Raw genomic sequence first — 19,909 nt, 5'->3', positions numbered from 1 at the left:
GCTCGGCCGTGATCGAACAGGGATCACGCCCTTTCACTGATGACGCGCCGCAAAAGAGTATTGGCCGTGTTGATATCGGAACTCTCAAATTCCCGGAACAGATTCTGGTGCACACTATCCAGGATCGTCTGCATGATGGAAACGACACGACGCCCCTCGTCGGTCAGCCTGATCCGGTTGGCCCGCCGGTTGTTCTCATCCACCTCGCGGCGCGCCAGCTGCAGCGCTTCGAGTGAATCGATCATCCGCACCAGCGATGCAGCCGTCAGCCCCATTTCCGTCGCGATATCGATTTGCTTGGCGCCATCGCCCACATAGGCGATCCAGAACAGGCAGGCCGCAACCCCGGAATCAAGTCCAAGGTCCAGCAGCGCCTCATTGGCCAGTGATCGCCATATTTTCGCGGAGACAAGTATATTCGCCATCAAGTCGCGCAATAAAATCATTTTTTCTGCGTCAATCGTCATCGATAAACTTCTTTTCCAATTAGCCGCTCCAAAGGAACGATTAAATCCTCTCATTTTGAAATGCATGATTATACTATCAATCAAATTCGCAAAATCGCAACTTTTTGAAAAATAATGAGAATTTTATAATTAGTTATATAACTATTTCATAGTTTGATTTATTGGTAATCCATATCTAATCATGTAAAAGTAAAAATACAAATCGATATTTATTATATAAATTGGTATCTCTTATGCAACATAACAACTCTATTGGATTTAATTACTTTAAGTTCCATTGAGACCGAAGCTTTGCCGCGATATACATGAACTCTCTCAAAGTTCACGCTGAATCGAGGCAACTCTTATGAAAATGAAGACCGTTCTGATCTCTTCGGCAGCGACGATGATGTCTTTTTCATCTTACGCTGCCGACGCAATCATCGCACCGGAGCCGGAAGCCGTTGAATATGTGCGTGTTTGCGACACCTATGGCGCGGGCTATTTTTACATCCCCGGCACCGAGACCTGCCTGCGCATTCATGGCTATGTGCGTTACGACATGAATGGCGCTGATAATGTCTTTTCGGGCATAGATCGAGAAGGCTGGGACAAGGGCGCCCGTTTTGCGTTGCGCACCTCGACTGCTTCCGAAACCGAACTGGGCACGTTGAAGACTTTCACCGAGACCCGATTCAACTATTGGGCAAATAATTCGCGCAGAACCGACGTTTATGGCTGGAGCGGCTCGGAAGTCGTTCTCCAATTCGCCTATATCGAACTGGGTGGTCTCAAAGTCGGCATCGACGAGTCAGAATTCCACACTTTCACCGGCTATCTCGGCGACGTCATTAACGACGACGTGGTTTCTCCCGGCGCCTATCGCACAGGCAAGATCTCTTACACATTCGCAAGCAGCAGCGGCTTCTCCGCAGTGATCGCTCTCGAAGAGGGCGGCGACAACGATAACGGTTACAGAAATCCGACAGGCCATCATTACACGATCGACGGTTATGTGCCGCATGTCGTCGGCGGCCTGAAATATGCAGGCGGCTGGGGCTCTATTGCGGGCGTCGTTGCGTATGATTCCGTTATCGAAGAATGGGCGGCCAAGCTTCGCGGCGACGTCAATCTGACCGACCGTTTCTCGCTCTGGTTACAGGGCGGCTATGCTTCGGAAGAAGACCCGGACCAGATGTACGGCCAATGGGGCGGCGACTGGGCTGTTTGGGGCGGCCTGAAATTCCTGGCAACCGACAAGGTCGCGTTCAATCTCCAAGGTGCGCATGACGATTGGGGCAAGACGGCTGCTGCCGCCAATATTGCCTACCAAATTGTCCCCGGCTTCACCATCACGCCGGAAGTCAACTACACCAAATTCGGTGGGAACTGGAGGCGTTACGAAGCCGATTTTCGCGACAACAAGGTCAACGATGCCTGGGGCGGCACGGTGCGCTTCCAGCGGTCGTTCTAGTGGCAAAAATGGGCCCCACCAACACTACCAGTTTGTGATGATCTGACCTCCAGTCAAAAGGGCATCACAAAAGGGGGAGCAGCGACAGAACCCGCATCTGTCGCTGCTTTCTATATTTGCAATCAGCCGTCTTTATGCAGACAGCCGTCCGTAACGGGCCAGCACTTCGCGCAGCCTGTCGTGATCGATAGCCTGAACGCGCAGACGGTCGTAAGGCGTGCCGCCCATATCTTCAGCTGCCAGCATCGCATTGACCACTGCTTCCTCCACGCTATCGACCGCAGCGAGATAGAATGGATCGAGCGGCTCGTCATTCACCACTTCCATCTGGAGGAACGGCGCGGAACGGTGTTGCATCGGGCGCTGATTGGCCGTCGAGAAGGCCAGGAAAATATCGCCCGAATTGTTGCCGCCCGGCGTGCCATTGCGACCGATGCCGATCGCTGCGCGACGTGCCAGCCGCTGCAACTGATGTGGCATCAAGGGCAGGTCCGTTGCCAGCACCACGATGATGGAACCGCGCTCCTGCAACTGGCTTTGCGGCGTGCCGTCGCGCATATGCTGGCCAACCGGAACACCGGCAATGGTCAGCCAGTCGCGCTGGCCGTGATTGGCCTGCACCAGCGCGCCAATGGTGAAGCTGCGACCACCGAATTCCACGACGCGCGATGCCGTGCCCGTGCCGCCCTTGAAACCATAGGCGATCATGCCCGTGCCGCCGCCGCAATTGCCTTCCTGCACCGGGCCGGAGGCAACGCTGTCGAGCGACTTGCGCACATCGGCTTCGGTAACCGGAAAGCAGTTGATGTCGTTCAACACGCCGTCATAGGTCTCGGCAATAACGGGCATGATCCAGAGAAAATCGTCGGTCTTGTAGGTCGAGGCATAGCGGTCAACCATCCAGCGGGTGGTGGCGTGATGCGCCATGCCAATGCCATGCGTATTGGTGATGACGACGGGTCCCAGAAAATAACCGCCATCCGCGATCCAGTGCGTGCCGGTCATTTCGCCATTGCCGTTGAAACGATGCACACCAGCATAGACTGGAACAGGCGTTTCCGACTGCATGTGCGGCAGAATGGCCGTCACGCCACTGCGGACAGGACGCTTGCGGCCCGGGCGCGGCTCGTTCTCGATGATCGTTTGAAAGCCGACACCGACGCCATCAACATCGGTGATCGCATTATGCGGACCAGTGCGCCCGGTGAAAGGGATGCCAAGATCGCGGCCACGCGGTTTACGGATAGGTGTTTGTGAGGTCATGCTATTTCTACCGGGAACGAAATGAAGATCGGCAGAAGTCGTAGCACCGGTTTCTGCCGGTTGCTATTGAAGCTTTCGTAGCACGATAACTCCACGTCGGGCGAAGTCAAATAACCTTCGTCTCGTAGAAATAATATAGATCCAAAGATCCGAATGTAAAATCATAAAATATCACTATCCAAAAAAAACATATTTTAAGTTATTATTTATGATTTACAATTATTCGATTGAATTCAGAAAGCTCATCAATTATTGGCCTTATACCTTCTTCAGCCCTAGTTACTCTATCTTTCCATTTAATAAACTTTTTCCATCTTAAATTTAATTCTGGTAGAGTAATACCTTCACCATGCCAATTTATAGAATCGTTATTGCGAAGATATGATTCGATTTAGAGAACAACCCAAATTTTTTTGACAACGCTTCCTCATAATTTAACTTTGCAAAATCTGCCAAAATATTCACAGGAATAGGATATGTTAATCTGCTTATTAATATCTCTTCTGATTTGGACCATGCCGCCTCAATATGATTCAAATATCGGTCGTTTATGTCTTTGGCCGCTTTTCCAAATTCCGACGAGCGAGCCTGCAATTCTGAAAAGAAACCGTTGCTTGCGCGATGCGTCACATTGGTCGGGACACGCCCAAGAACCTTAGAGTTTTTTCCATAACTTACTGGTTCAACGCTAAAGCTCCCAATAACATCGCGACTGCCGCTCGATAAGCTTTGGGTTCGCCGAAGCGGCGACGATGAGTTGCCGCGCATTCCTTTTGCCGCAGCACGCGATTCTCTGGCGGCAATCACCTCGCCGGTAACGCCGACTTCCTCTATTAATTCTTCTTCCCACATTTTGCCACCTAAAGATGCAACTATTGAGAGTTTACACCCCAAGAAGGAAGAGCCAAGCCGCTCGTACTATCAGCTTCGCTTCGCCGACTTCTTTACGGATTTCACTAACAGCGCCTATCCCGCAACCACATCCAAGTCGAAGACGAGGCGGAGCCATCAGCTTGCAACAGCGCCAACCGTAAGCACGATCCACCAACAGCAATATATCAAATGATCTGTCCGTATCGTGCTGCTGCCGCGATATTCCGTGGAGGCCGGTCAGCCTCCGTATTCAGGGACGATCCAAAAATCATCCGAGAAAATGTCGGACCTTGCCGCAAGACAGGATATCACATTGTAACCGCAGCGCGAGACATGTATGATAAAGTGTCGAATATCTGAGATATCTCCAAATGCGTTACGAATCTTCCAATGAGTCCATTGCTGAAAGCTGCTATCGCCGCATTCGGACCGATATTATTTTCGGGCGGCTGGCGCCTGCGCAGCGGTTGCGGCTGGAAAGCCTGAAGGATTCCTACGACACCAGCGTGAGTACGTTGCGCGAAATCCTCAACCGGCTGTCATCGGAAGGTTTTGTCGTTGCCGAAGGCCAGCGCGGCTTCGAAGTCGCGCCCATGTCGGATGCCGATCTCAAGGAAATCGCTGCATTGCGCCTGTTGCTCGAAACCCACGCGCTGGAGCAATCCTTCGCTTTCGGCGGGATGGATTGGGAGGCGCAACTGGTCTCCGCGCACTACAAGCTTTCGCGGATGGAGCAGATCATGGCGTCAGGCGACGCCAGCCGGGCGGAAGAATGGAAACGCTATGACTGGGAGTTTCATCAGGCGCTAATTTCCGCCTGCGGTTCAAGATTGCTGATGGAAACCCACGCCACCGTCTTCGACAAATATCTGCGCTATCAGATGGTTGCGTTGTCCTATCGCGGCGATGTCGCCGAAAAGGAACACAAGCAATTGCTCGACGCTGCGCTAGCGCGCAATGCGACCGAAGCAAAAGCTATTCTTATCAAGCACATAGATGGCGGCGTCCAACATGCGCTGGCCGGGGGCACCTTGCCCTGATTTGCCACTGCCGTTGATCGTGACCGCCACGGAAAAGGAAACACCATGCTGCGGGAAGAAAGCGCACCCACCGAAACCGTCAGCGATGTAGTTTTCCGGCAGATCCGCAAGGACATCATCTCCGGGACATTACCGCCACGGGCCAAGATCAAGCTGGAACAGGCAAAGGAGCGCTATTCGATCAGCGTCTCGTCGCTGCGCGAGATCCTCAACCGGCTGACCACGGAAAATCTGGTCGTCGCTGAAGGGCAGCGCGGTTTTGAAGTGAGCCCGGCTTCCCGCAAGGAGCTTGAGGAACTGGCCGATCTGCGCTCGGTTCTCGAAACCCACGCCATCGGGCTTTCCTTCGCGGTCGGCGATCTGGAATGGGAAGGGCGTATCGTTGCGGCCCACCACAAGCTCGCCGCTGCGGAAAGAGTGCTGCTTGCGGGCGATGCATCGCGCACCATGGACTGGGTGCGTTACGACTGGGAGTTTCATCAGGCCATCGTCTCGGCATGCGATTCGCAAACACTGCTGACGGCGCTGTCCTCGGTGTTCGACCGCTTTTTGCGCTATCACATGCTGGCGCAGACCTTTCGCGGACGGCCCGTCGTGGATGACCACAAATTGCTATTCGAACTGGCCGTGGCGCGCGATGTCGAAGGCGCGCAAGCCGTTGTGCGCCGCCATATCCTGAGCGGCATGGATCATATTCTCAAAAGCGGGCGCATCGTCTGAACCGCATTCGCTCGTACATATCCGTCGGTTGTCTGTCGGAAAAATGCGTTTTGTGCAAAATACAAAATCTCATATGATTTTTATAAACTCGGTTGATTTGCCAAGCATCATCTGACAAAAATATACTCATACGGCCATCTGATCCACGGGAGAGGATCGACAGAGCGCCAGTTTTTGGGAGGAGGAACGAATGTTTAAATCGATGCTGACACGTCGCAACATGATGCTGGGTGCGGCGGCGCTGGTTGCCGCCGCCGGGATGACCAAGCCCGCATCCGCCATCACGCCGGAGGAAATCAAGGCGCGCGGCAAGCTGATCGTTGGTATTCAGGGCGACAATCCGCCATGGGGTTTCGTGACGAGCGCTGGCCAGCAGGACGGTCTTGACGCCGATATTGCCAATCTGTTCGGCAAGGAACTGGGCGTGCCGGTCGAATTCGTACCGCTCGAAGTCAACAACCGCATTCCCGCGCTGACCACCGGTCGCGTCGACGTGCTGTTCGCAACCATGGCGATGCTGCCGGAACGCGCCAAGGCGGTACAGTTCAGCAAGCCCTATGTGGCCAATGCCATTGTGCTGATCGGCCCGAAATCCATGTCGATCAAGACCAATGAAGATATGGCCAATCTCACCATCGCGGTTGCGAAGGGCGCTGCGCAGGACACGCAGGTGACCAAGAACGCACCATCCAGCGCCACCATCCGCCGCTATGACGGCGATGCGCCAAGCGTTCAGGCTCTGGCTTCGGGTCAGGTGCAGGCATTGGGCGGAAACATCTTCTACATGGACCGCGTCGAGAAGGCCCGTCCGGGCGAATTCGAAAACAAGCTGGAATTCCAGAAGCTCTATAACGGCGCCTGCACGCGTCTGGGCGAAAAGGAACTCAACGCCGCCATCAACAGCTTCATCGACAAGATCAAGGACAATGGCGAGCTGAAGAAAATCTACGACAAGTGGATGAAGGTGCCGGTTCCGGAATTCCCGGAAAAGCTTGAAGGCGTTTCCTTCACGGCGAACTGATAATTCAGCGATCCCGATTGCAGACGCTGGCTAAAAAGCATTCCCGGCAAAAGCGCGAAGCCGCTTTGCGTTCAAATGCATAAAAACAAGATTTGGATTGGCACCGGGGGGCGCCAATCCGATCCTAAAAACGCCAGCGTCTGCAACCGTTTCCTCATGTCGTAAAAACGGCTTACCCGCCGTTTCGGGAAGCACCATGTCCAGAACAATCTTTATCTTGAACGGCCCCAATCTCAATCTGCTCGGCGAGCGGGAGCCGACAGTCTATGGCACCACGACGCTTGCCGATATTCGCGACCGCGCGACACAGGTGGCCGAGACGCTGGGATTTGCGGTCGATTTTCGCCAGACCAATTTCGAGGGCGAACTGGTGGAAAGCGTGCATCAGGCGCGCAAAGGAGCCTGCGGCATCATCGTCAATCCCGCGGGCTATACTTTCACGTCGGTCGCCCTGCTCGATGCGTTGAAAATGTTCGACGGCCCGAAGATCGAGCTGCATATCTCAAACGTCCATGCCCGCGAGAGCATCTACCACAATTCGCTCATTTCGCGTGTCGCAACCGGTATCCTGATCGGGTTCGGCGCGAATGGGTATGAACTGGCCGTGCAAGCCATGGCGAAAATGGTCGACAAGGACTGACCGACAGACATCTGGCCAGCCGCGCCGGTCAATTGGAGCAAGAGAGCAACGGCGATCTCGCCGCGCCTTGATAAAAACAGACAGAGCGAACGATGAATTATACTCTGGATTTCACGCCGGTCATCGATGGCCTCCCCAGCCTGCTGCTTGCCTGTCTGGGCACCTTTACCCTGGCCATATTCGGCATGTTGCTGGCAATCGTCATCGGCATTGGCGGTGTTCTGCTGCGCGGTTCGCGCTACTGGTTTTTGCGATGGCTGGTCATCGGCTTTGTCGAACTCATCCGCAACACGCCCTTTCTCGTCCAGATATTCTTCATCTATTTCGCTCTGCCGCTGGCCGGTGTCCGGCTCGACCCGACGCCGACCGCCATCATTGCGCTCGGCATCAATGGCGGCGCCTATGCCATCGAAATCATTCGTGGCGGTGTTCAATCCATTCCGAAAGGCCAGATCGAGGCGGGCATCGCGCTTGGTCTGCATAAGGCGCAGGTCTTCCGATTGATCGTGCTGAAACCGGCCTTGCGGGCAATTTTCCCATCGCTGACCAGCCAGTTCATCCTGTTGACGCTGACGACCAGCATCGCCTCGGCAATCTCGGCCTATGAACTGACCTCAGTTGCCCAGCGCATCGAATCCGACAGCTTCCGCAGCTTCGAGGTCTATTTTACCGTCACGGCGTTCTATCTGGTGATTTCCTGGGTCATGATGCGCCTCTTCTCCTTCATTTCGGCGCGCTTTTTCGCCTATCCGGTCAAGTAGGAGCATTCCCATGGGTCACGATGAATTCGTCTTCCTGCTGATCGGATTGAAGTGGACGGTCGCGCTCTCCGCCGTGGGCTTCGTCTGCGGCTGCACGGCCGGTCTTGGCATTGCCTTGCTTCGCACATCGGGCTTTCCTGTGCTGGAACGATTGACCGCTGGCTATATCGCGGTCTTTCAGGGCACGCCGCTCCTGATGCAGCTCTTCGTCGTCTATTATGGCCTTGCACTGATCGGGCTGAAACTCGATGCATGGCTGGCCGTCGCCATCGGCCTGACCCTGCATGCCAGCGCCTATCTTGGCGAAATCTGGCGCGGCTCGATTGAGGCGGTTCCCAAGGGACAGATGGAGGCCGCGAAAGCGCTGAGCCTTCGCTATTTCTGGCGCATGAAGGATGTAATCCTGCCGCAGGCGATCCGCATTTCGCTGCCCGCAACCATCGGCTTTCTGGTGCAGCTTATCAAGGGAACATCGCTTGCCTCCATCGTCGGCTTCACCGAGCTGACGCGGGCTGGCAACATCATTTCGAACCAGATTTTCGAGCCGCTCACCGTCTTCGGCATTGTGGGCATTCTCTACTTCCTGATGTGCTGCCCGCTGACGATCTTCGGCGCGCATCTTGAACGTAAATTTGCCGCGTCGAGCCGCTGAGCCTGACCCATGCCCGGAGTGACCCGATGATCCACCAGCCATCCGCCGAGCCCTCCGAAGCGATGATCCGCTTGCAGAATGTCGAGAAATGGTATGGCCATTTTCAAGCCTTGCACGATGTCAATCTGGCGGTGCGCAAGGGAGAAAAGATCGTTCTCTGCGGTCCCTCCGGCAGTGGAAAATCCACGCTCATCCGCTGCATCAATCATCTCGAAACCTACCAGAAGGGTGAAATCCACGTTGGCGGCATGTTGCTCGGCCATGCGGGCAAAACCATCGATGCGGTGCGCCGTGAGGTCGGCATGGTGTTTCAGCAGTTCAACCTGTTCCCGCATCTCACTGTGCTGCAAAACTGCATGCTGGCGCCCATGCGCTCGCTTGGAGCCAGCAAGGCCGATGCGGAAAAAAGCGCCAGGGCGCTTCTGGACCGGGTGAAAATTCTCGAGCAGGCCGATAAATATCCGTCGCAGCTTTCGGGCGGCCAGCAACAGCGCGTTGCGATTGCGCGAGCGCTCTGCATGAAGCCGAAGGTCATGCTCTTCGATGAACCGACCTCGGCCCTTGATCCGGAAATGGTCAAGGAAGTGCTCGACACCATGGTCAGCCTTGCCGAAGAAGGCATGACGATGATCTGCGTCACCCATGAAATGGGTTTTGCCCGTCAGGTGGCCGACCGCGTGATCTTCATGGCCGAAGGCGCGATTATTGAACAGGCGCCCCCGGACGAATTCTTCGCCAATCCGAAGCAGGAACGCACGCGCAAATTTCTGGGCGAACTATTGCACCACTAGTGGTCTGATTCCAACATTTGCATCCCTCGGTTCACGCGCTGAGCAAATGTTGGAATCAAAAAGATCACTAGCAAGTATATGTATCTAGTGGATTTTTCGAATTTGACGTTTGAAACAGCATCTATGTCAGCCGGGATTCAAACGTCAAATTCAATCCACTAGCCTCATCGCAGTCTGCTTGTGGACGAGCGGGACAGAGACGCGCCGGACACGTCGCGCAATATCTGGATAAGCATTTGCAGCGCCCCGGAGCTGACCGTATCCGTCCGCATTGTCAGACCAACCGGCCCGACAGTCTCGCTGGTATCGATCGGTAACATGACCAGTTTGCCTTCCGCCACATCGCGCGCCACGACACCTTCGGAAATGATCCAGATTGCATCGCTCTCGCGAACGAAAGCGCGCCCGAAAGCATCCGACACGGTTTCAACCTGAATGGGCAGCGCGCCAATGCCGTTGGCAATCAGCAACCGCTCCACAAAAGGACGGATGATCGAATTTTGAGTCGGCATCAGCACCGGATAATCCGCCAGATGGTCGAAGACGGGTCGCCCGTCGGTCAGCGGATGCCCTGCCCGGACCAGAAACCGCACCTGCTCGGAATAGAGGTGTTCGAAGGAAAAGCCGGTCATCTTTTCCGGCGCGGCCAGACGCCCGACAACCAAATCGAGATCGCCGACGCGCAACTGCTCCAGCAAAACCGCATTCTCGCCCGTGACGATCTTCACGCGGCTGCCCGCCTTTTCCGCCAGAAACAGGCTCATGGCCTTGGGCATGATGCGTGTGGAAACTGTCGGCAAGGCGCCGACACGAATGGGCGGGCCGGAACCGTCGAGCTCCTGCGAGACCGAATCCAGCCCCTGCCGCAAGGCCGTCAGCGCCGTGCCCGCATGGCGCAGGAATACCTCGCCAAACCGCGTGATACGAATGCCGCGACCGTCGCGCTCCAGAACCGGAACGCCCAGCACCTCCTCCAGCTCACGGATAGTTTTGGTGACGGCGGGCTGGCTGATATTCAAAATTTCCGACGCCTTGACCACGCTCTTCTGCCGCGCCACTTCAACAAAGGTGTGCAGATGGCGAAACTTGATCCTGTTTCCGATCACTTATTGGATAACCTATGAGTTATGTTTTTGACTGATAATATCATTTTACTTAACCAATTGGAAAGCGCAACAGTGCTGATCAAGAGGAGAAAGCCGTGCAGTTCGCAAACGTCAACGATATCGTCCTTCACTATGATTTGCAGTGGAGTGGTGATGAAAAGCCCGTTCTGGTTTTCATCAATTCACTGGGAACCGACCTGCGCATCTGGGATGACGTGAGGGCGAAGCTCGGCAACGATATCCCGACGCTGGTTTACGACAAGCGCGGGCACGGCCTTTCCGATATTGGCAATACGCCCTACAGCATCGAACTTCTGGCGCAGGATCTGATCGCGCTTCTCGAAAAACTGTCCATCCGCCGCGTGGTTCTGTGCGGCCTTTCGGTCGGCGGACTGATTGCGCAGGGCGCTTATGCCGCCCGTCCCGATCTCGTCGCCGGTCTGGTCCTGTCCAACACCGCCCACAAGATTGGCACCGCGGAGATGTGGAACGCCCGCATCGACGCCATTATGCAAAACGGTCTTGCCAGCATTCTCGACGGCACGATGCCGCGCTGGTTCACAGACGATTTCCGCAAGCCCGACAATGACGCCTTCCGCGCCTATTGCAACATGTTCGTGCGCCAGCCACTCGATGGCTATGCGGCAACCTGCGCAGCCCTGCGCGATGCGGATTTCACGCAAGCGGCCAAGGCGATTGCCGTGCCCGTGCTTTGTGTCGTCGGCGATCAGGATGGCGCAACACCGCCAGCGCTCGTCAAGGAACTGGCAAGCCTCGTGCCCGGCGCGCATTTCGCTGAAATTGCGCATAGCGGCCACATACCCTGCGTTGAACAGCCAGACGCCTATGTCTCGCTATTGCGCGATTTTCTTTCAACCCGACTTTCAAATTAAGCTTCCACAGGGAGAATAGCCATGGGTGACACTGTCGAGCGCTCCGAGCGTTACAAGCTTGGAATGAGCGTCCGTCGCTCGGTTCTGGGCGATGCGCATGTGGACCGGGCATCGAAGGCTGCCACGGGACTTGATGCGCCCTTTCAGGAGCTTATTACCGAAACGGCATGGGGAACGGTCTGGTCGCGTCCGCAATGGACAAAGCGCGAGCGCTCCATGGTGACGATTGCGCTTCTGGCCGCTCTTGGCCAGGACGATGAAGTTGCAATGCATATCCGCGCCACGAAAAATACGGGCGCAACCAAGGAAGACATCTGCGAAGCTCTGCTGCATGTTGCGATTTATGCGGGCGTGCCTGCATCGAACCACGCGTTCAAGATCGCCAAACAGACCTACGCGCAGATGGAAGCGGAGGAAGCCGAGAAATGAAAAACACACCGCCGGAAACGAGCCCTTTTTTCGCTCGTGATCTCACCATGCATCCACCGGCCTATACGCCGTGGTACAAGACATCCGTTCTGCGCTCGCCCACCCGCGCGCTGCTTTCGCTGGAAGGCACCAAGAGCGAGATTACCGGCCCGGTTTTCGGCCATGGCATGTTGAACGAACTCGATAACGACCTGATCCGCAACTATGCGCGCCCCGGCGAAATGCCGGTCGGCCCGCGCATTCTGGTGCATGGTCGTGTGCTGGACGAAAGCAATCGCCCGATCCCTGGTGCGCTTGTCGAATTCTGGCAGGCCAATGCTGGCGGTCGCTACCGGCACAAGAAGGAAACCTATCTCGCGGCCATCGATCCGAATTTCGGCGGCGTGGGCCGCACGATCACCGACGAGAATGGCTATTACTGGTTCAAGACGATCCAGCCCGGCGCTTATCCGTGGCCAAATGGCGTCAATGACTGGCGCCCGGCGCATATCCATTTCTCGATCTTCGGTCATGGCTTCTCGCAGCGTCTGATCACCCAAATGTATTTCGAAGGTGATCCGCTGATCTGGCGTTGCCCGATCGTCAAGACTGTTCCCGACAGAAGCGCGGTTGAGCGCCTCATTGCGCCGCTCGACATGAATGCGAGCCTGCCGATGGACATGCTGGCCTACAAGTTCGACATAGTGTTGCGCGGACGCCGCTCGACCTTCTTTGAAAACCGGCCGGAGGGCAACTGATATGGTACAGCCACTGGGTTATCTCAAGGAAAGCGCATCGCAAACTGCGGGCCCTTACGTCCATATCGGGTTGACGCCGAATTTCGTCGGAATCAATGGCGTTTTCGCGGAAGATCTCGGGTCCGGCCCGCTCACCAACGACAAGACGTCCGGCGAGCGTGTGACCATCAAGGGTCGCGTTATCGACGGCATGGGCGCGCCGCTGCGCGATGCGCTGGTGGAAATCTGGCAGGCCGACGCCAAGGGGCTTTACAACAGCCCTTCGGAAACCGGCGGCAAGGCCGACCCCAATTTCCGTGGATGGGGCCGCTGCCCCAGCCATATGGAAACTGGCGAGTTCGTGTTCGAGACGATCAAGCCCGGTCGCGTTCCCTTCCGGGATGGACGCCTGATGGCGCCGCATATCACGTTCTGGATCGTTGCACGCGGCATCAATCTCGGCTTGCAGACGCGGATGTATTTTTCCGATGAGGCAGACGCCAATGCGGAAGATCCGGTTCTGGCGCGCGTCGAGCATCGTGCGCGCGTTGAGACCTTGATCGGCCAGCGCGAAGGTGACATCTATCACTTCGACATTTATTTGCAGGGCGAAAAAGAAACCGTCTTTTTCGATATTTGACGCATGAGCATTTCGGTATTCGAACATCCGTTTCTGGCCGGGCTTTTCGGCGATGACGAAGAGATATTAAGTCTCTTCACGGCTGCGGCTGACATCGCCGGAATGGTCCGCTTCGAGGTGGCATTGTCGGATGCCCAGGCTTCGCTCGGCATAATCCCGGTCGAAGCCGCCAATGCGATCAGGCTGGCGGCTGAGACTTTCGAACCGGACCTGTCCGTTCTTGAAAGCGGGACGGCACGGGATGGCGTGATCGTTCCGGCACTCGTGAAGGAACTGCGCAAGGCGACAGGCCCGGAATTCGCCGCACAGCTGCATTTCGGAGCAACCAGTCAGGATGTCATCGACACAAGCCTGATGCTGCGGCTGCAGGCGGTGAATGGTATTCTGCGCGGTCGGCTGCATCATCTTTCCGACCGCTTCAAATGGCTTGACGCGACCTTCGGCAAAAACAGCCTCACCGCCTATACCCGGATGCAGGCCGCCATTCCCGTCACGGTTTCCGACCGGATTGCGAGCTGGCAGACGCCGCTCGGCGGTTACGACCAGAAGCTCAGCACCCTCGGCTTTCCGCTGCAATTTGGCGGCGCGGCGGGAACGCTTGAAAAGTTCGGCGAGAGCGGCCCAGCCCTGCGCGCGCTTCTGGCAGAGAAACTTGGTCTGCACGACCGCCCGCAATGGCAAAGCCAGCGCGCTTTCATCGCGGAATTCGGCAGCCTTCTGTCGCTGATCACGGGAACGCTCGGCAAATTCGGGCAGGACATTGCGCTGATGGCCGAACTTGGCGCAGAGCTTTCGCTTTCGGGCGGCGGCGGATCATCGGCCATGCCGCACAAGCAAAATCCGGTCGGCGCGGAAGTGCTGGTCAGCCTTGCCCGTTTCAACGCGGTGCAAGTTTCCGGCCTGCATCAATCCATGGTGCATGAGCAGGAACGTTCGGGCGCGGCATGGATGCTGGAATGGATGATCCTGCCCCAGATCGTGGCTGCTACCGGCAGCGCGCTCCATCTGGCGTCCGCTCTGGTCGACAAGATCGTGCGCATCGGCACGGAATAGATTTCACAATCCTCCGGTCAAAATTGTGGGCCAATCATCGCCTGGAAACGGAACCAATTGTGTTTTCAGGCGTTTAGTTGCGTCATTCCATACGGAGGGTTGCATATGAAAATTCTGAAAAAGGCGTGCGCGGGGACCTTGGCGCTGGTCTTTGGATTTACATCCATCGTACCAACCATGGCTGCGCCGATGAAACTTGAGCGTCCTGCTCTCAATCAGAACGTCGAACAGGTTCGCGATGATCGCCGTCCGCCGCGCGGTCATGCCCAGCGCCACAAACGTCCGCCGAGCAACGCCCACAGGCCGGGCCGCCCTCCAAGCAATGCCCATCGCCCCGGTCGCCCGCCCCATAGCAGCCACCGTCCGTCGAACCGTCCCGGTTACTGGCATGGCCATCACGGCTCGCGCTACTACCGCAACGGCTATCGCCGCCACAGTGATGGCTGGTGGTATCCGCTGGCAGCCTTCACGGCAGGCGCAATCGTCGGCGGCGCGCTGAACCAGCCCCGCGTTGTTCACAGCAACAACCACGTTCGTTGGTGTCAGAACCGTTATCGCACCTATCGCGTATCGGATAACACCTTCCAGCCGAACAGCGGCCCGCGCAGACAATGTGTCTCGCCCTATCGGTAACGCGCCATAGATCGACAATCGGAAAGCGCCCTGCGGGGCGCTTTTTTGTACGCACCGTCCTCCTGAAAGCGTTGTGGCAGCAACGGCTGCAAAGCAGTCATGCCCGCATTCTTTCTTCTGGACGCTGTCATCAAACAGGAATAAGCATCTCGGCGTCTGCATGCCAACAGTCAAGAATTTCTATAATTCGACTGCTTTGCGACATGACAGACGGTTTCAGAACATGTGTTGCAGAAAAAATATGCTGAATTCGCTCTGCAACGCCGGTTTCGCCCGAGTTTGACCCGAGTTTGATAATGTCGCAGACGACCGCTCCAGAAAGCCCCGTAACGGGCCCGTCCCCTTCAAGCGCCCAGACCTTTGGCCAGCGTTGGGCCATGCCCATTCTGGTGGCCGGTGGCTTTGCCATTGCGAGTTCGCCGATCTTTGTCCGCCTGTCGGAAGTCGGCCCCCTTGCCACCGGCTTCTGGCGCGTGGCGTTGGCGGTCATCCCGCTGCTGCTGATGAGCGGACGCGAACGCAGCGACATAAAAGACAACAAGCGCCTCACCCTCACGGATTGCCTGCTGCTGGCCGTGCCCGGCCTGTTCATCGCCGCCGATCTCGGCGCGTGGCATTTGTCGCTGCATTATACGTCGGTCGCCAATGCGACGCTTCTGGCCAATATGGCGCCGATCTTCGTCACGCTCGCCGCATGGCTGCTCTACAAGGCGCGTGTCAGCCAGTCCTTCATCATCGGGTTGGTTGTGGCCATTCTGGGTGTGGTCGTGCTGAAAGGCGGGCCGGGCGAACTCCTGCATTCGCAATCATCGGGCGATGCGCTCGCACTGCTGGCTGCCGTGTTCTATGCCGGTTACATTCTGGCGGTCGGACGCCTGCGCAACCGGTTTTCGACCATGCGCATCATGCTCTGGAGCAGCGCCATAGCGGCGATCGTTTCGCTGCCAGTCGCCTATTTTGCCGAAGGGCAGATCGTGCCCACCACGCTCTACGGCTGGCTGATACTGGCAGGACTTGCATGGCTCACCCATGCCGCCGGACAAAGCATGATCGCCTATGCGCTTGCATTTCTGCCGGCTTCCTTCTCGTCGCTCACCTTGCTGCTTCAGCCGGTGGTGGCGGCGTTTCTCGCCTGGACCATTTTGTCCGAACCGCTCGGCATGATGCAGGGGCTGGGCGGCGCAATCGTCATTGCCGGTATTCTGATCGCCCGCAGGGGCTAAAAAAGCCCCGCGTGAGCGGGGCTTTTTCCTGTCAGAGCTTACCTAATTATTCGGCAAGCCATTCCTTGATGCGGTCCGGATGATCGGCGATATATTTATCGACAGCCTTCTCGTAGGAGGTTTCCTGCGCATCGAACATCGCCGCTTCGAGTTCGCTGATCGGAATGCTGAACTTGGTCAGCAGCGAAGCAACTTTCGGGTTGTCTTCCTTGAAGCCCTTGCGTGCAATGGCGTTGATATGTTCAGCACCACCCAGCGCGCCTTCCGGATCGGCAATATAGCGCAGCTTATACTTGCCGAACATCCAGTGCGGGCTCCACGAGGTTGCCACGAACCAGCCATCCGAGCGCGTCGCGCGGTCAACAGTCGTGAGCATTGCCGCTTCACTCGAAATATTGAGCTTGTAATCAAGCCCGTATTTCTTGATCGCTTCCTGCGAAAGGCGCGTCAGACCGGCGCCCGGATCGATGCCTTGAATTTCGCCTTTCAGCTTTTCCTTCACTTCCGGCTTCTTCAGATCGGCGATGGAGCTGATTTCGCTTTCCGGAATATAATCCGGCACGATCCAGCCGAGCTTTGCGCCTTCATAGAGCGGCCCGAGATCTTCGACTTTGCCCTCGACGCGCTTGTAATAATCGGCGTGGGTTTCCGGCAACCAGGCCATCATCATGGCGTCGATATCGCCACGGCTGACGCCCTGATAAAGCGGTGCAACATCAGTCTGCACCAGTTCGACCTTCTGGCCGAGATTGTCTTCGATCAGCTTCTTCGCCAGCTTGGTGACGAATTCGGCGTCGGACCATGGGGCCCAGCCGATCTTCACCGTCTTGCTATCTTGCGCAAAGGCCGCGCCCATTGTCATGGTACCCGCCACCACTGCAGCCAGACCGAAACCTGCAAGTTTCTTCAACATGCCTACTCCTTTTCGATTGGATTCAGTTCCCGTTATTGTTTCTGGTTGTCTCATGCTTCCTGCTTGCGAAAGGATGAGGCGGATTGTGTGTCCGCCGCCTTTCTCAACGATGCCAGTCTCTTGAAGAAACCGGTGCCATTTCCCTTGCCGAAGCTCTGGGTAATCCGGTCGAGAATGACCGCCAGAATGACCACGGCCAGTCCGCCTTCGAAGCCAAGCCCCACATTGAGGCGCTGAATGCCGGTCAGGACCGTATTTCCAAGGCCGCCCGCGCCAATCATCGATGCGATGACCACCATCGACAGCGACAGCATGATCGTCTGGTTTACACCGGCCATGATCGACGGCATGGCGTTTGGCAGTTGCACCTTGAACAGAAGCTGGCGCGATGTGCAGCCGAAGGCTAGACCCGCTTCGACGAATTCTGCATGAACCTGCCGAATGCCGAGATTGGTCAGGCGCACCACCGGCGGCATGGCGAAAATTACCGTCGCAATCGTGCCGGGCACGGCGCCAAGGCCGAAGAACATCGCCGCCGGAATAAGATAGACGAAGGCTGGCATCGTCTGCATCAGGTCGAGCACCGGGCGCACGACTGACGCCACCGTGTCGCTGCGCGCCATGGCGATGCCAAGCGGGATGCCAATCACCACCGCGATGACGGTCGATGCCAGCACCAGCGACAGGCTTTCCATTGTGCCGCTCCACAATTCCATATGGATGATGAGCGCCAATGCGAGAAGGGTGAAGATCGCAAACTTCCAGCCCACGCGCCACAGCGCGAGCAAGGTGAGGATGGCCACACCAGCAACGGGTGGAATAGCGATGAGAGCGTTTTGAATACCATCGGTCACAAAACCGATGGTCGCTGCGATTATGTCGAGTGCAGGCGTGAAGTGGTCGAGAATGTAATTGACCACAACATCAGCCGCACCACCAACACTGAAATTCAAATCCATGTTTTACCGTCCATTTCCGTATTTCTGGACTGGGTGGGAAACATTTCCAGCAAAAGTGGTAACCGGTTTTGCTGGAAATGCGTCACACAAAGCGTGCGAGAGCGAATTGGCGACGGGCAATCAGCCCGCCCGGCCCAAGGTTTCAAGCAATGCCGACTTGCTGATCGCGCCCACGTAGCGGTTATGCTGGTCGGTGACGGGCATCGGCCACGGGCTGGCGGCAACCTGCGTCAGGAGACCCGACAGTGGCGCTTCCGCCTCGATGGCGGCCACATCGTCAAGTCGCGTTCCTGCCTCGGCGGGGACGCCTTTGGCCAGCGCATCCCGGCTGACAAGACCGCGATAGGTGCGGTCTGCATCGATCAGCACACCAAAGGTCTTGCCGCTGGCGTCAAAGCGCTCAAGAGCGGTGGCAAGCTGTTCGGGTTCAAACACGATCAACTCATCCTCACGGGCGACATCGGCGGCCTTGAAGACACGCGACACATCCACATTGCGGAAGAAGGACCGGACATAATCATTGGCAGGCTCCGAGACGATCTCGTTCGGCGTGCCCACCTGCACGACCTTGCCGTGCTGCATGATGCAGATACGGTCGCCGATGCGCATCGCTTCATCAAGGTCATGGCTGACGAAGATGATGGTGCGGCTATGCTCGGCCTGAAGGCGCTTCAACTCATCCTGCATTTCGGTGCGGATCAGCGGATCGAGCGCAGAAAACGCTTCATCCATCAAAAGGATCGTCGGCTCGCTGGCCAGAGCCCGCGCCAGGCCGACGCGCTGCTTCATACCACCGGAAAGCTGGTCCGGCATGCTGTTGGCATAGGGTTCGAGACCGACGGCTGCGAGCGCGGTCAACGCCTTGGCGTGGCGCTCGGCTTCGCCCATCCCGGCCACTTCAAGGCCAAAGGCGGCGTTGTTCAGCACCGAACGATTGGGCAACAGCGCGAATGACTGGAAAACCATGCTCATGTCGCGGCGGCGAAGATCGATCAGCTCGCGCTTCGTCATTTTGACGATATCGCGGCCTTCCACTTCGATGGATCCGGCGGTCGGTTCGATAAGCCGGTTGAGCAGGCGCAGGAGGGTCGATTTGCCCGAGCCGGACAGACCCATGATGACGAATACTTCGCCTTCATAAATATCGAAACTTGCATCATCGACGCCGATTGTGGCCCCGAGATCGCTGTAAATCTGCGCTTTTGACTTGCCTGCGCGCAACGCTTCCATTGCACGCTTCGGGTCGTCGCCGAAGACTTTAAACACGCCATTCAAGCTTATCTTTGTCTTAGCCGGCGACTTCATACTTTCATCCTTGTATAAAATACCATGCATTAAGTTTAACCCCGCTGTGCTGGCGGACTTAATCTCCTTTTCAAGATTGATATGACTTCATTCCAGCGCGAATCGCGCACACACAATCTGCGAACCGCGAACGGTTCGCACGGAATGATTAGCGAAAGATTGCCTGATTCTATATAGGTCATTTCCCGACATGTCCACCCACTGCGGTGAATTCATCCAAGCGCACCCATCCCCTTTAATGCTTTTTTGAAAGGTTGCGCGACGAAATATGCAGGCTGGCCGGGGCATTACTTAAGTAGGTCGAAGTCGGCCAGCATGAGGACAATAGTAGTCCTCCGCCACTCAATTGCACGAACGG

The 19,909-nt window shown here is 56.5% G+C and carries 22 protein-coding genes; 15 read left to right on the top strand and 7 right to left on the bottom strand.

Annotated features, from left to right (window positions below):
* Nucleotides 1-23: 23 nt before the first annotated feature.
* Complete coding sequence (locus D8666_RS12180; RefSeq protein WP_121538201.1) at nt 24-533, bottom strand: MarR family winged helix-turn-helix transcriptional regulator; 510 nt, start codon at nt 531-533, stop codon at nt 24-26.
* A gap of 280 nt (nt 534-813) precedes the next feature.
* On the opposite strand from D8666_RS12180, the gene D8666_RS12175 reads away from it, so the two are divergent.
* Entirely contained in the window at nt 814-1,920 is a 1,107-nt protein-coding gene (locus tag D8666_RS12175; RefSeq protein ID WP_109367147.1) for a porin, read from the top strand.
* 132 nt (nt 1,921-2,052) lie between these two features.
* Here the strand turns inward: D8666_RS12175 and D8666_RS12170 are convergent, their stop codons facing one another.
* Nucleotides 2,053-3,183: a DmpA family aminopeptidase gene (locus D8666_RS12170; RefSeq protein WP_121538199.1), complete on the bottom strand. Its 1,131-nt coding sequence runs from the start codon at nt 3,181-3,183 to the stop codon at nt 2,053-2,055.
* A 357-nt stretch (nt 3,184-3,540) separates the two neighbouring features.
* Nucleotides 3,541-4,035, bottom strand: coding sequence for a hypothetical protein (locus tag D8666_RS12165; protein WP_109367145.1), 495 nt, complete (start codon nt 4,033-4,035; stop codon nt 3,541-3,543).
* Between the two features lie 392 nt (nt 4,036-4,427).
* Between D8666_RS12165 and D8666_RS12160 the strand changes: the two genes are divergently transcribed.
* The 7 genes from D8666_RS12160 to D8666_RS12130 all read left to right on the top strand — a co-directional run bounded on the left by D8666_RS12160 (nt 4,428) and on the right by D8666_RS12130 (nt 9,681).
* Nucleotides 4,428-5,096, top strand: coding sequence for a GntR family transcriptional regulator (locus tag D8666_RS12160; protein WP_109367144.1), 669 nt, complete (start codon nt 4,428-4,430; stop codon nt 5,094-5,096).
* Nucleotides 5,097-5,141: 45 nt separating this feature from the next.
* Nucleotides 5,142-5,816, top strand: coding sequence for a GntR family transcriptional regulator (locus D8666_RS12155; RefSeq protein WP_109367143.1), 675 nt, complete (start codon nt 5,142-5,144; stop codon nt 5,814-5,816).
* A gap of 190 nt (nt 5,817-6,006) precedes the next feature.
* Nucleotides 6,007-6,837: a transporter substrate-binding domain-containing protein gene (locus D8666_RS12150; RefSeq protein ID WP_109367142.1), complete on the top strand. Its 831-nt coding sequence runs from the start codon at nt 6,007-6,009 to the stop codon at nt 6,835-6,837.
* 196 nt (nt 6,838-7,033) lie between these two features.
* Complete coding sequence (locus D8666_RS12145) at nt 7,034-7,477, top strand: type II 3-dehydroquinate dehydratase (RefSeq protein WP_109367141.1); 444 nt, start codon at nt 7,034-7,036, stop codon at nt 7,475-7,477.
* 92 nt (nt 7,478-7,569) lie between these two features.
* Nucleotides 7,570-8,238 (top strand): amino acid ABC transporter permease, encoded by a 669-nt coding sequence (locus D8666_RS12140; RefSeq protein ID WP_121538197.1) that lies wholly within the window; start codon nt 7,570-7,572, stop codon nt 8,236-8,238.
* Nucleotides 8,239-8,248: 10 nt separating this feature from the next.
* Nucleotides 8,249-8,890 carry an amino acid ABC transporter permease gene (locus tag D8666_RS12135; protein ID WP_109367139.1) on the top strand — a complete coding sequence of 214 codons (642 nt, stop codon included), beginning with the start codon at nt 8,249-8,251 and terminating at the stop codon, nt 8,888-8,890.
* Between the two features lie 62 nt (nt 8,891-8,952).
* Nucleotides 8,953-9,681, top strand: a complete 729-nt coding sequence (locus D8666_RS12130) for an amino acid ABC transporter ATP-binding protein (protein WP_109367965.1) — start codon at nt 8,953-8,955, stop codon at nt 9,679-9,681.
* Nucleotides 9,682-9,845: 164 nt separating this feature from the next.
* Here D8666_RS12130 and pcaQ read toward each other — a convergent pair whose 3' ends face one another.
* Nucleotides 9,846-10,787 carry a pca operon transcription factor PcaQ gene (gene pcaQ, locus D8666_RS12120; RefSeq protein ID WP_109367138.1) on the bottom strand — a complete coding sequence of 314 codons (942 nt, stop codon included), beginning with the start codon at nt 10,785-10,787 and terminating at the stop codon, nt 9,846-9,848.
* A 95-nt stretch (nt 10,788-10,882) separates the two neighbouring features.
* Here pcaQ and pcaD point away from each other — a divergent pair, with 95 nt between their 5' ends.
* From pcaD to D8666_RS12085, 7 genes are all read left to right on the top strand, one after another.
* A complete protein-coding gene (gene pcaD, locus D8666_RS12115) occupies nt 10,883-11,680 on the top strand; it encodes a 3-oxoadipate enol-lactonase (protein WP_109367137.1) in 798 nt (265 codons plus the stop codon).
* Between the two features lie 21 nt (nt 11,681-11,701).
* Nucleotides 11,702-12,109: a 4-carboxymuconolactone decarboxylase gene (gene pcaC, locus D8666_RS12110; protein WP_121538195.1), complete on the top strand. Its 408-nt coding sequence runs from the start codon at nt 11,702-11,704 to the stop codon at nt 12,107-12,109.
* The gene (pcaH, locus tag D8666_RS12105; protein ID WP_121538193.1) at nt 12,106-12,846 is read left to right on the top strand and encodes a protocatechuate 3,4-dioxygenase subunit beta; all 741 of its coding nucleotides are present in this window, start codon (nt 12,106-12,108) and stop codon (nt 12,844-12,846) included. Before pcaC ends, pcaH begins: the two co-directional genes overlap by 4 nt.
* A 1-nt stretch (nt 12,847) precedes the next feature.
* Nucleotides 12,848-13,465, top strand: a complete 618-nt coding sequence (gene pcaG / locus D8666_RS12100; RefSeq protein ID WP_121538191.1) for a protocatechuate 3,4-dioxygenase subunit alpha — start codon at nt 12,848-12,850, stop codon at nt 13,463-13,465.
* A 3-nt stretch (nt 13,466-13,468) separates the two neighbouring features.
* On the top strand, nt 13,469-14,518 hold the full coding sequence (locus D8666_RS12095) for a 3-carboxy-cis,cis-muconate cycloisomerase (RefSeq protein ID WP_121538189.1): 1,050 nt from the start codon (nt 13,469-13,471) through the stop codon (nt 14,516-14,518).
* 105 nt (nt 14,519-14,623) lie between these two features.
* Nucleotides 14,624-15,151: a BA14K family protein gene (locus D8666_RS12090; protein WP_121538187.1), complete on the top strand. Its 528-nt coding sequence runs from the start codon at nt 14,624-14,626 to the stop codon at nt 15,149-15,151.
* A 296-nt stretch (nt 15,152-15,447) separates the two neighbouring features.
* Nucleotides 15,448-16,374 (top strand): DMT family transporter, encoded by a 927-nt coding sequence (locus D8666_RS12085; protein ID WP_121538185.1) that lies wholly within the window; start codon nt 15,448-15,450, stop codon nt 16,372-16,374.
* Nucleotides 16,375-16,420: 46 nt separating this feature from the next.
* On the opposite strand, the gene D8666_RS12080 is transcribed toward D8666_RS12085, so the two are convergent.
* The 3 genes from D8666_RS12080 to proV form a co-directional block, all read right to left on the bottom strand.
* Nucleotides 16,421-17,287: a glycine betaine ABC transporter substrate-binding protein gene (locus D8666_RS12080; RefSeq protein ID WP_109367130.1), complete on the bottom strand. Its 867-nt coding sequence runs from the start codon at nt 17,285-17,287 to the stop codon at nt 16,421-16,423.
* Between the two features lie 50 nt (nt 17,288-17,337).
* Nucleotides 17,338-18,246, bottom strand: a complete 909-nt coding sequence (locus tag D8666_RS12075; protein ID WP_121538183.1) for an ABC transporter permease — start codon at nt 18,244-18,246, stop codon at nt 17,338-17,340.
* 120 nt (nt 18,247-18,366) lie between these two features.
* Nucleotides 18,367-19,551 (bottom strand): glycine betaine/L-proline ABC transporter ATP-binding protein ProV, encoded by a 1,185-nt coding sequence (gene proV / locus D8666_RS12070; protein WP_121538356.1) that lies wholly within the window; start codon nt 19,549-19,551, stop codon nt 18,367-18,369.
* Nucleotides 19,552-19,909 lie beyond the last annotated feature (358 nt).

Source organism: Ochrobactrum soli, from assembly GCF_003664555.1.
In the GTDB taxonomy this organism is placed as follows: domain Bacteria; phylum Pseudomonadota; class Alphaproteobacteria; order Rhizobiales; family Rhizobiaceae; genus Brucella; species Brucella teleogrylli.
Note: the sequence above shows the minus strand (reverse complement) of the source record. Positions and strands in the feature narration are given on the sequence as shown.

What these genes read in the sequence shown, in the direction of transcription:
- D8666_RS12130 (WP_109367965.1), top strand. Translation starts at nt 8,953, where the DNA reads ATGATCCGCTTGCAGAATGTCGAGAAATGGTATGGCCATTTTCAAGCC.
- D8666_RS12170 (WP_121538199.1), bottom strand. Translation starts at nt 3,183, where the DNA reads ATGACCTCACAAACACCTATCCGTAAACCGCGTGGCCGCGATCTTGGC.
- D8666_RS12165 (WP_109367145.1), bottom strand. Translation starts at nt 4,035, where the DNA reads ATGTGGGAAGAAGAATTAATAGAGGAAGTCGGCGTTACCGGCGAGGTG.
- D8666_RS12150 (WP_109367142.1), top strand. Translation starts at nt 6,007, where the DNA reads ATGTTTAAATCGATGCTGACACGTCGCAACATGATGCTGGGTGCGGCG.
- D8666_RS12140 (WP_121538197.1), top strand. Translation starts at nt 7,570, where the DNA reads ATGAATTATACTCTGGATTTCACGCCGGTCATCGATGGCCTCCCCAGC.
- D8666_RS12175 (WP_109367147.1), top strand. Translation starts at nt 814, where the DNA reads ATGAAAATGAAGACCGTTCTGATCTCTTCGGCAGCGACGATGATGTCT.
- D8666_RS12160 (WP_109367144.1), top strand. Translation starts at nt 4,428, where the DNA reads ATGCGTTACGAATCTTCCAATGAGTCCATTGCTGAAAGCTGCTATCGC.
- pcaG (WP_121538191.1), top strand. Translation starts at nt 12,848, where the DNA reads ATGGTACAGCCACTGGGTTATCTCAAGGAAAGCGCATCGCAAACTGCG.
- D8666_RS12155 (WP_109367143.1), top strand. Translation starts at nt 5,142, where the DNA reads ATGCTGCGGGAAGAAAGCGCACCCACCGAAACCGTCAGCGATGTAGTT.
- D8666_RS12090 (WP_121538187.1), top strand. Translation starts at nt 14,624, where the DNA reads ATGAAAATTCTGAAAAAGGCGTGCGCGGGGACCTTGGCGCTGGTCTTT.
- D8666_RS12085 (WP_121538185.1), top strand. Translation starts at nt 15,448, where the DNA reads ATGTCGCAGACGACCGCTCCAGAAAGCCCCGTAACGGGCCCGTCCCCT.
- D8666_RS12180 (WP_121538201.1), bottom strand. Translation starts at nt 533, where the DNA reads ATGCATTTCAAAATGAGAGGATTTAATCGTTCCTTTGGAGCGGCTAAT.
- D8666_RS12075 (WP_121538183.1), bottom strand. Translation starts at nt 18,246, where the DNA reads ATGGATTTGAATTTCAGTGTTGGTGGTGCGGCTGATGTTGTGGTCAAT.
- D8666_RS12135 (WP_109367139.1), top strand. Translation starts at nt 8,249, where the DNA reads ATGGGTCACGATGAATTCGTCTTCCTGCTGATCGGATTGAAGTGGACG.
- D8666_RS12095 (WP_121538189.1), top strand. Translation starts at nt 13,469, where the DNA reads ATGAGCATTTCGGTATTCGAACATCCGTTTCTGGCCGGGCTTTTCGGC.
- pcaH (WP_121538193.1), top strand. Translation starts at nt 12,106, where the DNA reads ATGAAAAACACACCGCCGGAAACGAGCCCTTTTTTCGCTCGTGATCTC.
- D8666_RS12145 (WP_109367141.1), top strand. Translation starts at nt 7,034, where the DNA reads ATGTCCAGAACAATCTTTATCTTGAACGGCCCCAATCTCAATCTGCTC.
- pcaC (WP_121538195.1), top strand. Translation starts at nt 11,702, where the DNA reads ATGGGTGACACTGTCGAGCGCTCCGAGCGTTACAAGCTTGGAATGAGC.
- D8666_RS12080 (WP_109367130.1), bottom strand. Translation starts at nt 17,287, where the DNA reads ATGTTGAAGAAACTTGCAGGTTTCGGTCTGGCTGCAGTGGTGGCGGGT.
- proV (WP_121538356.1), bottom strand. Translation starts at nt 19,551, where the DNA reads ATGAAGTCGCCGGCTAAGACAAAGATAAGCTTGAATGGCGTGTTTAAA.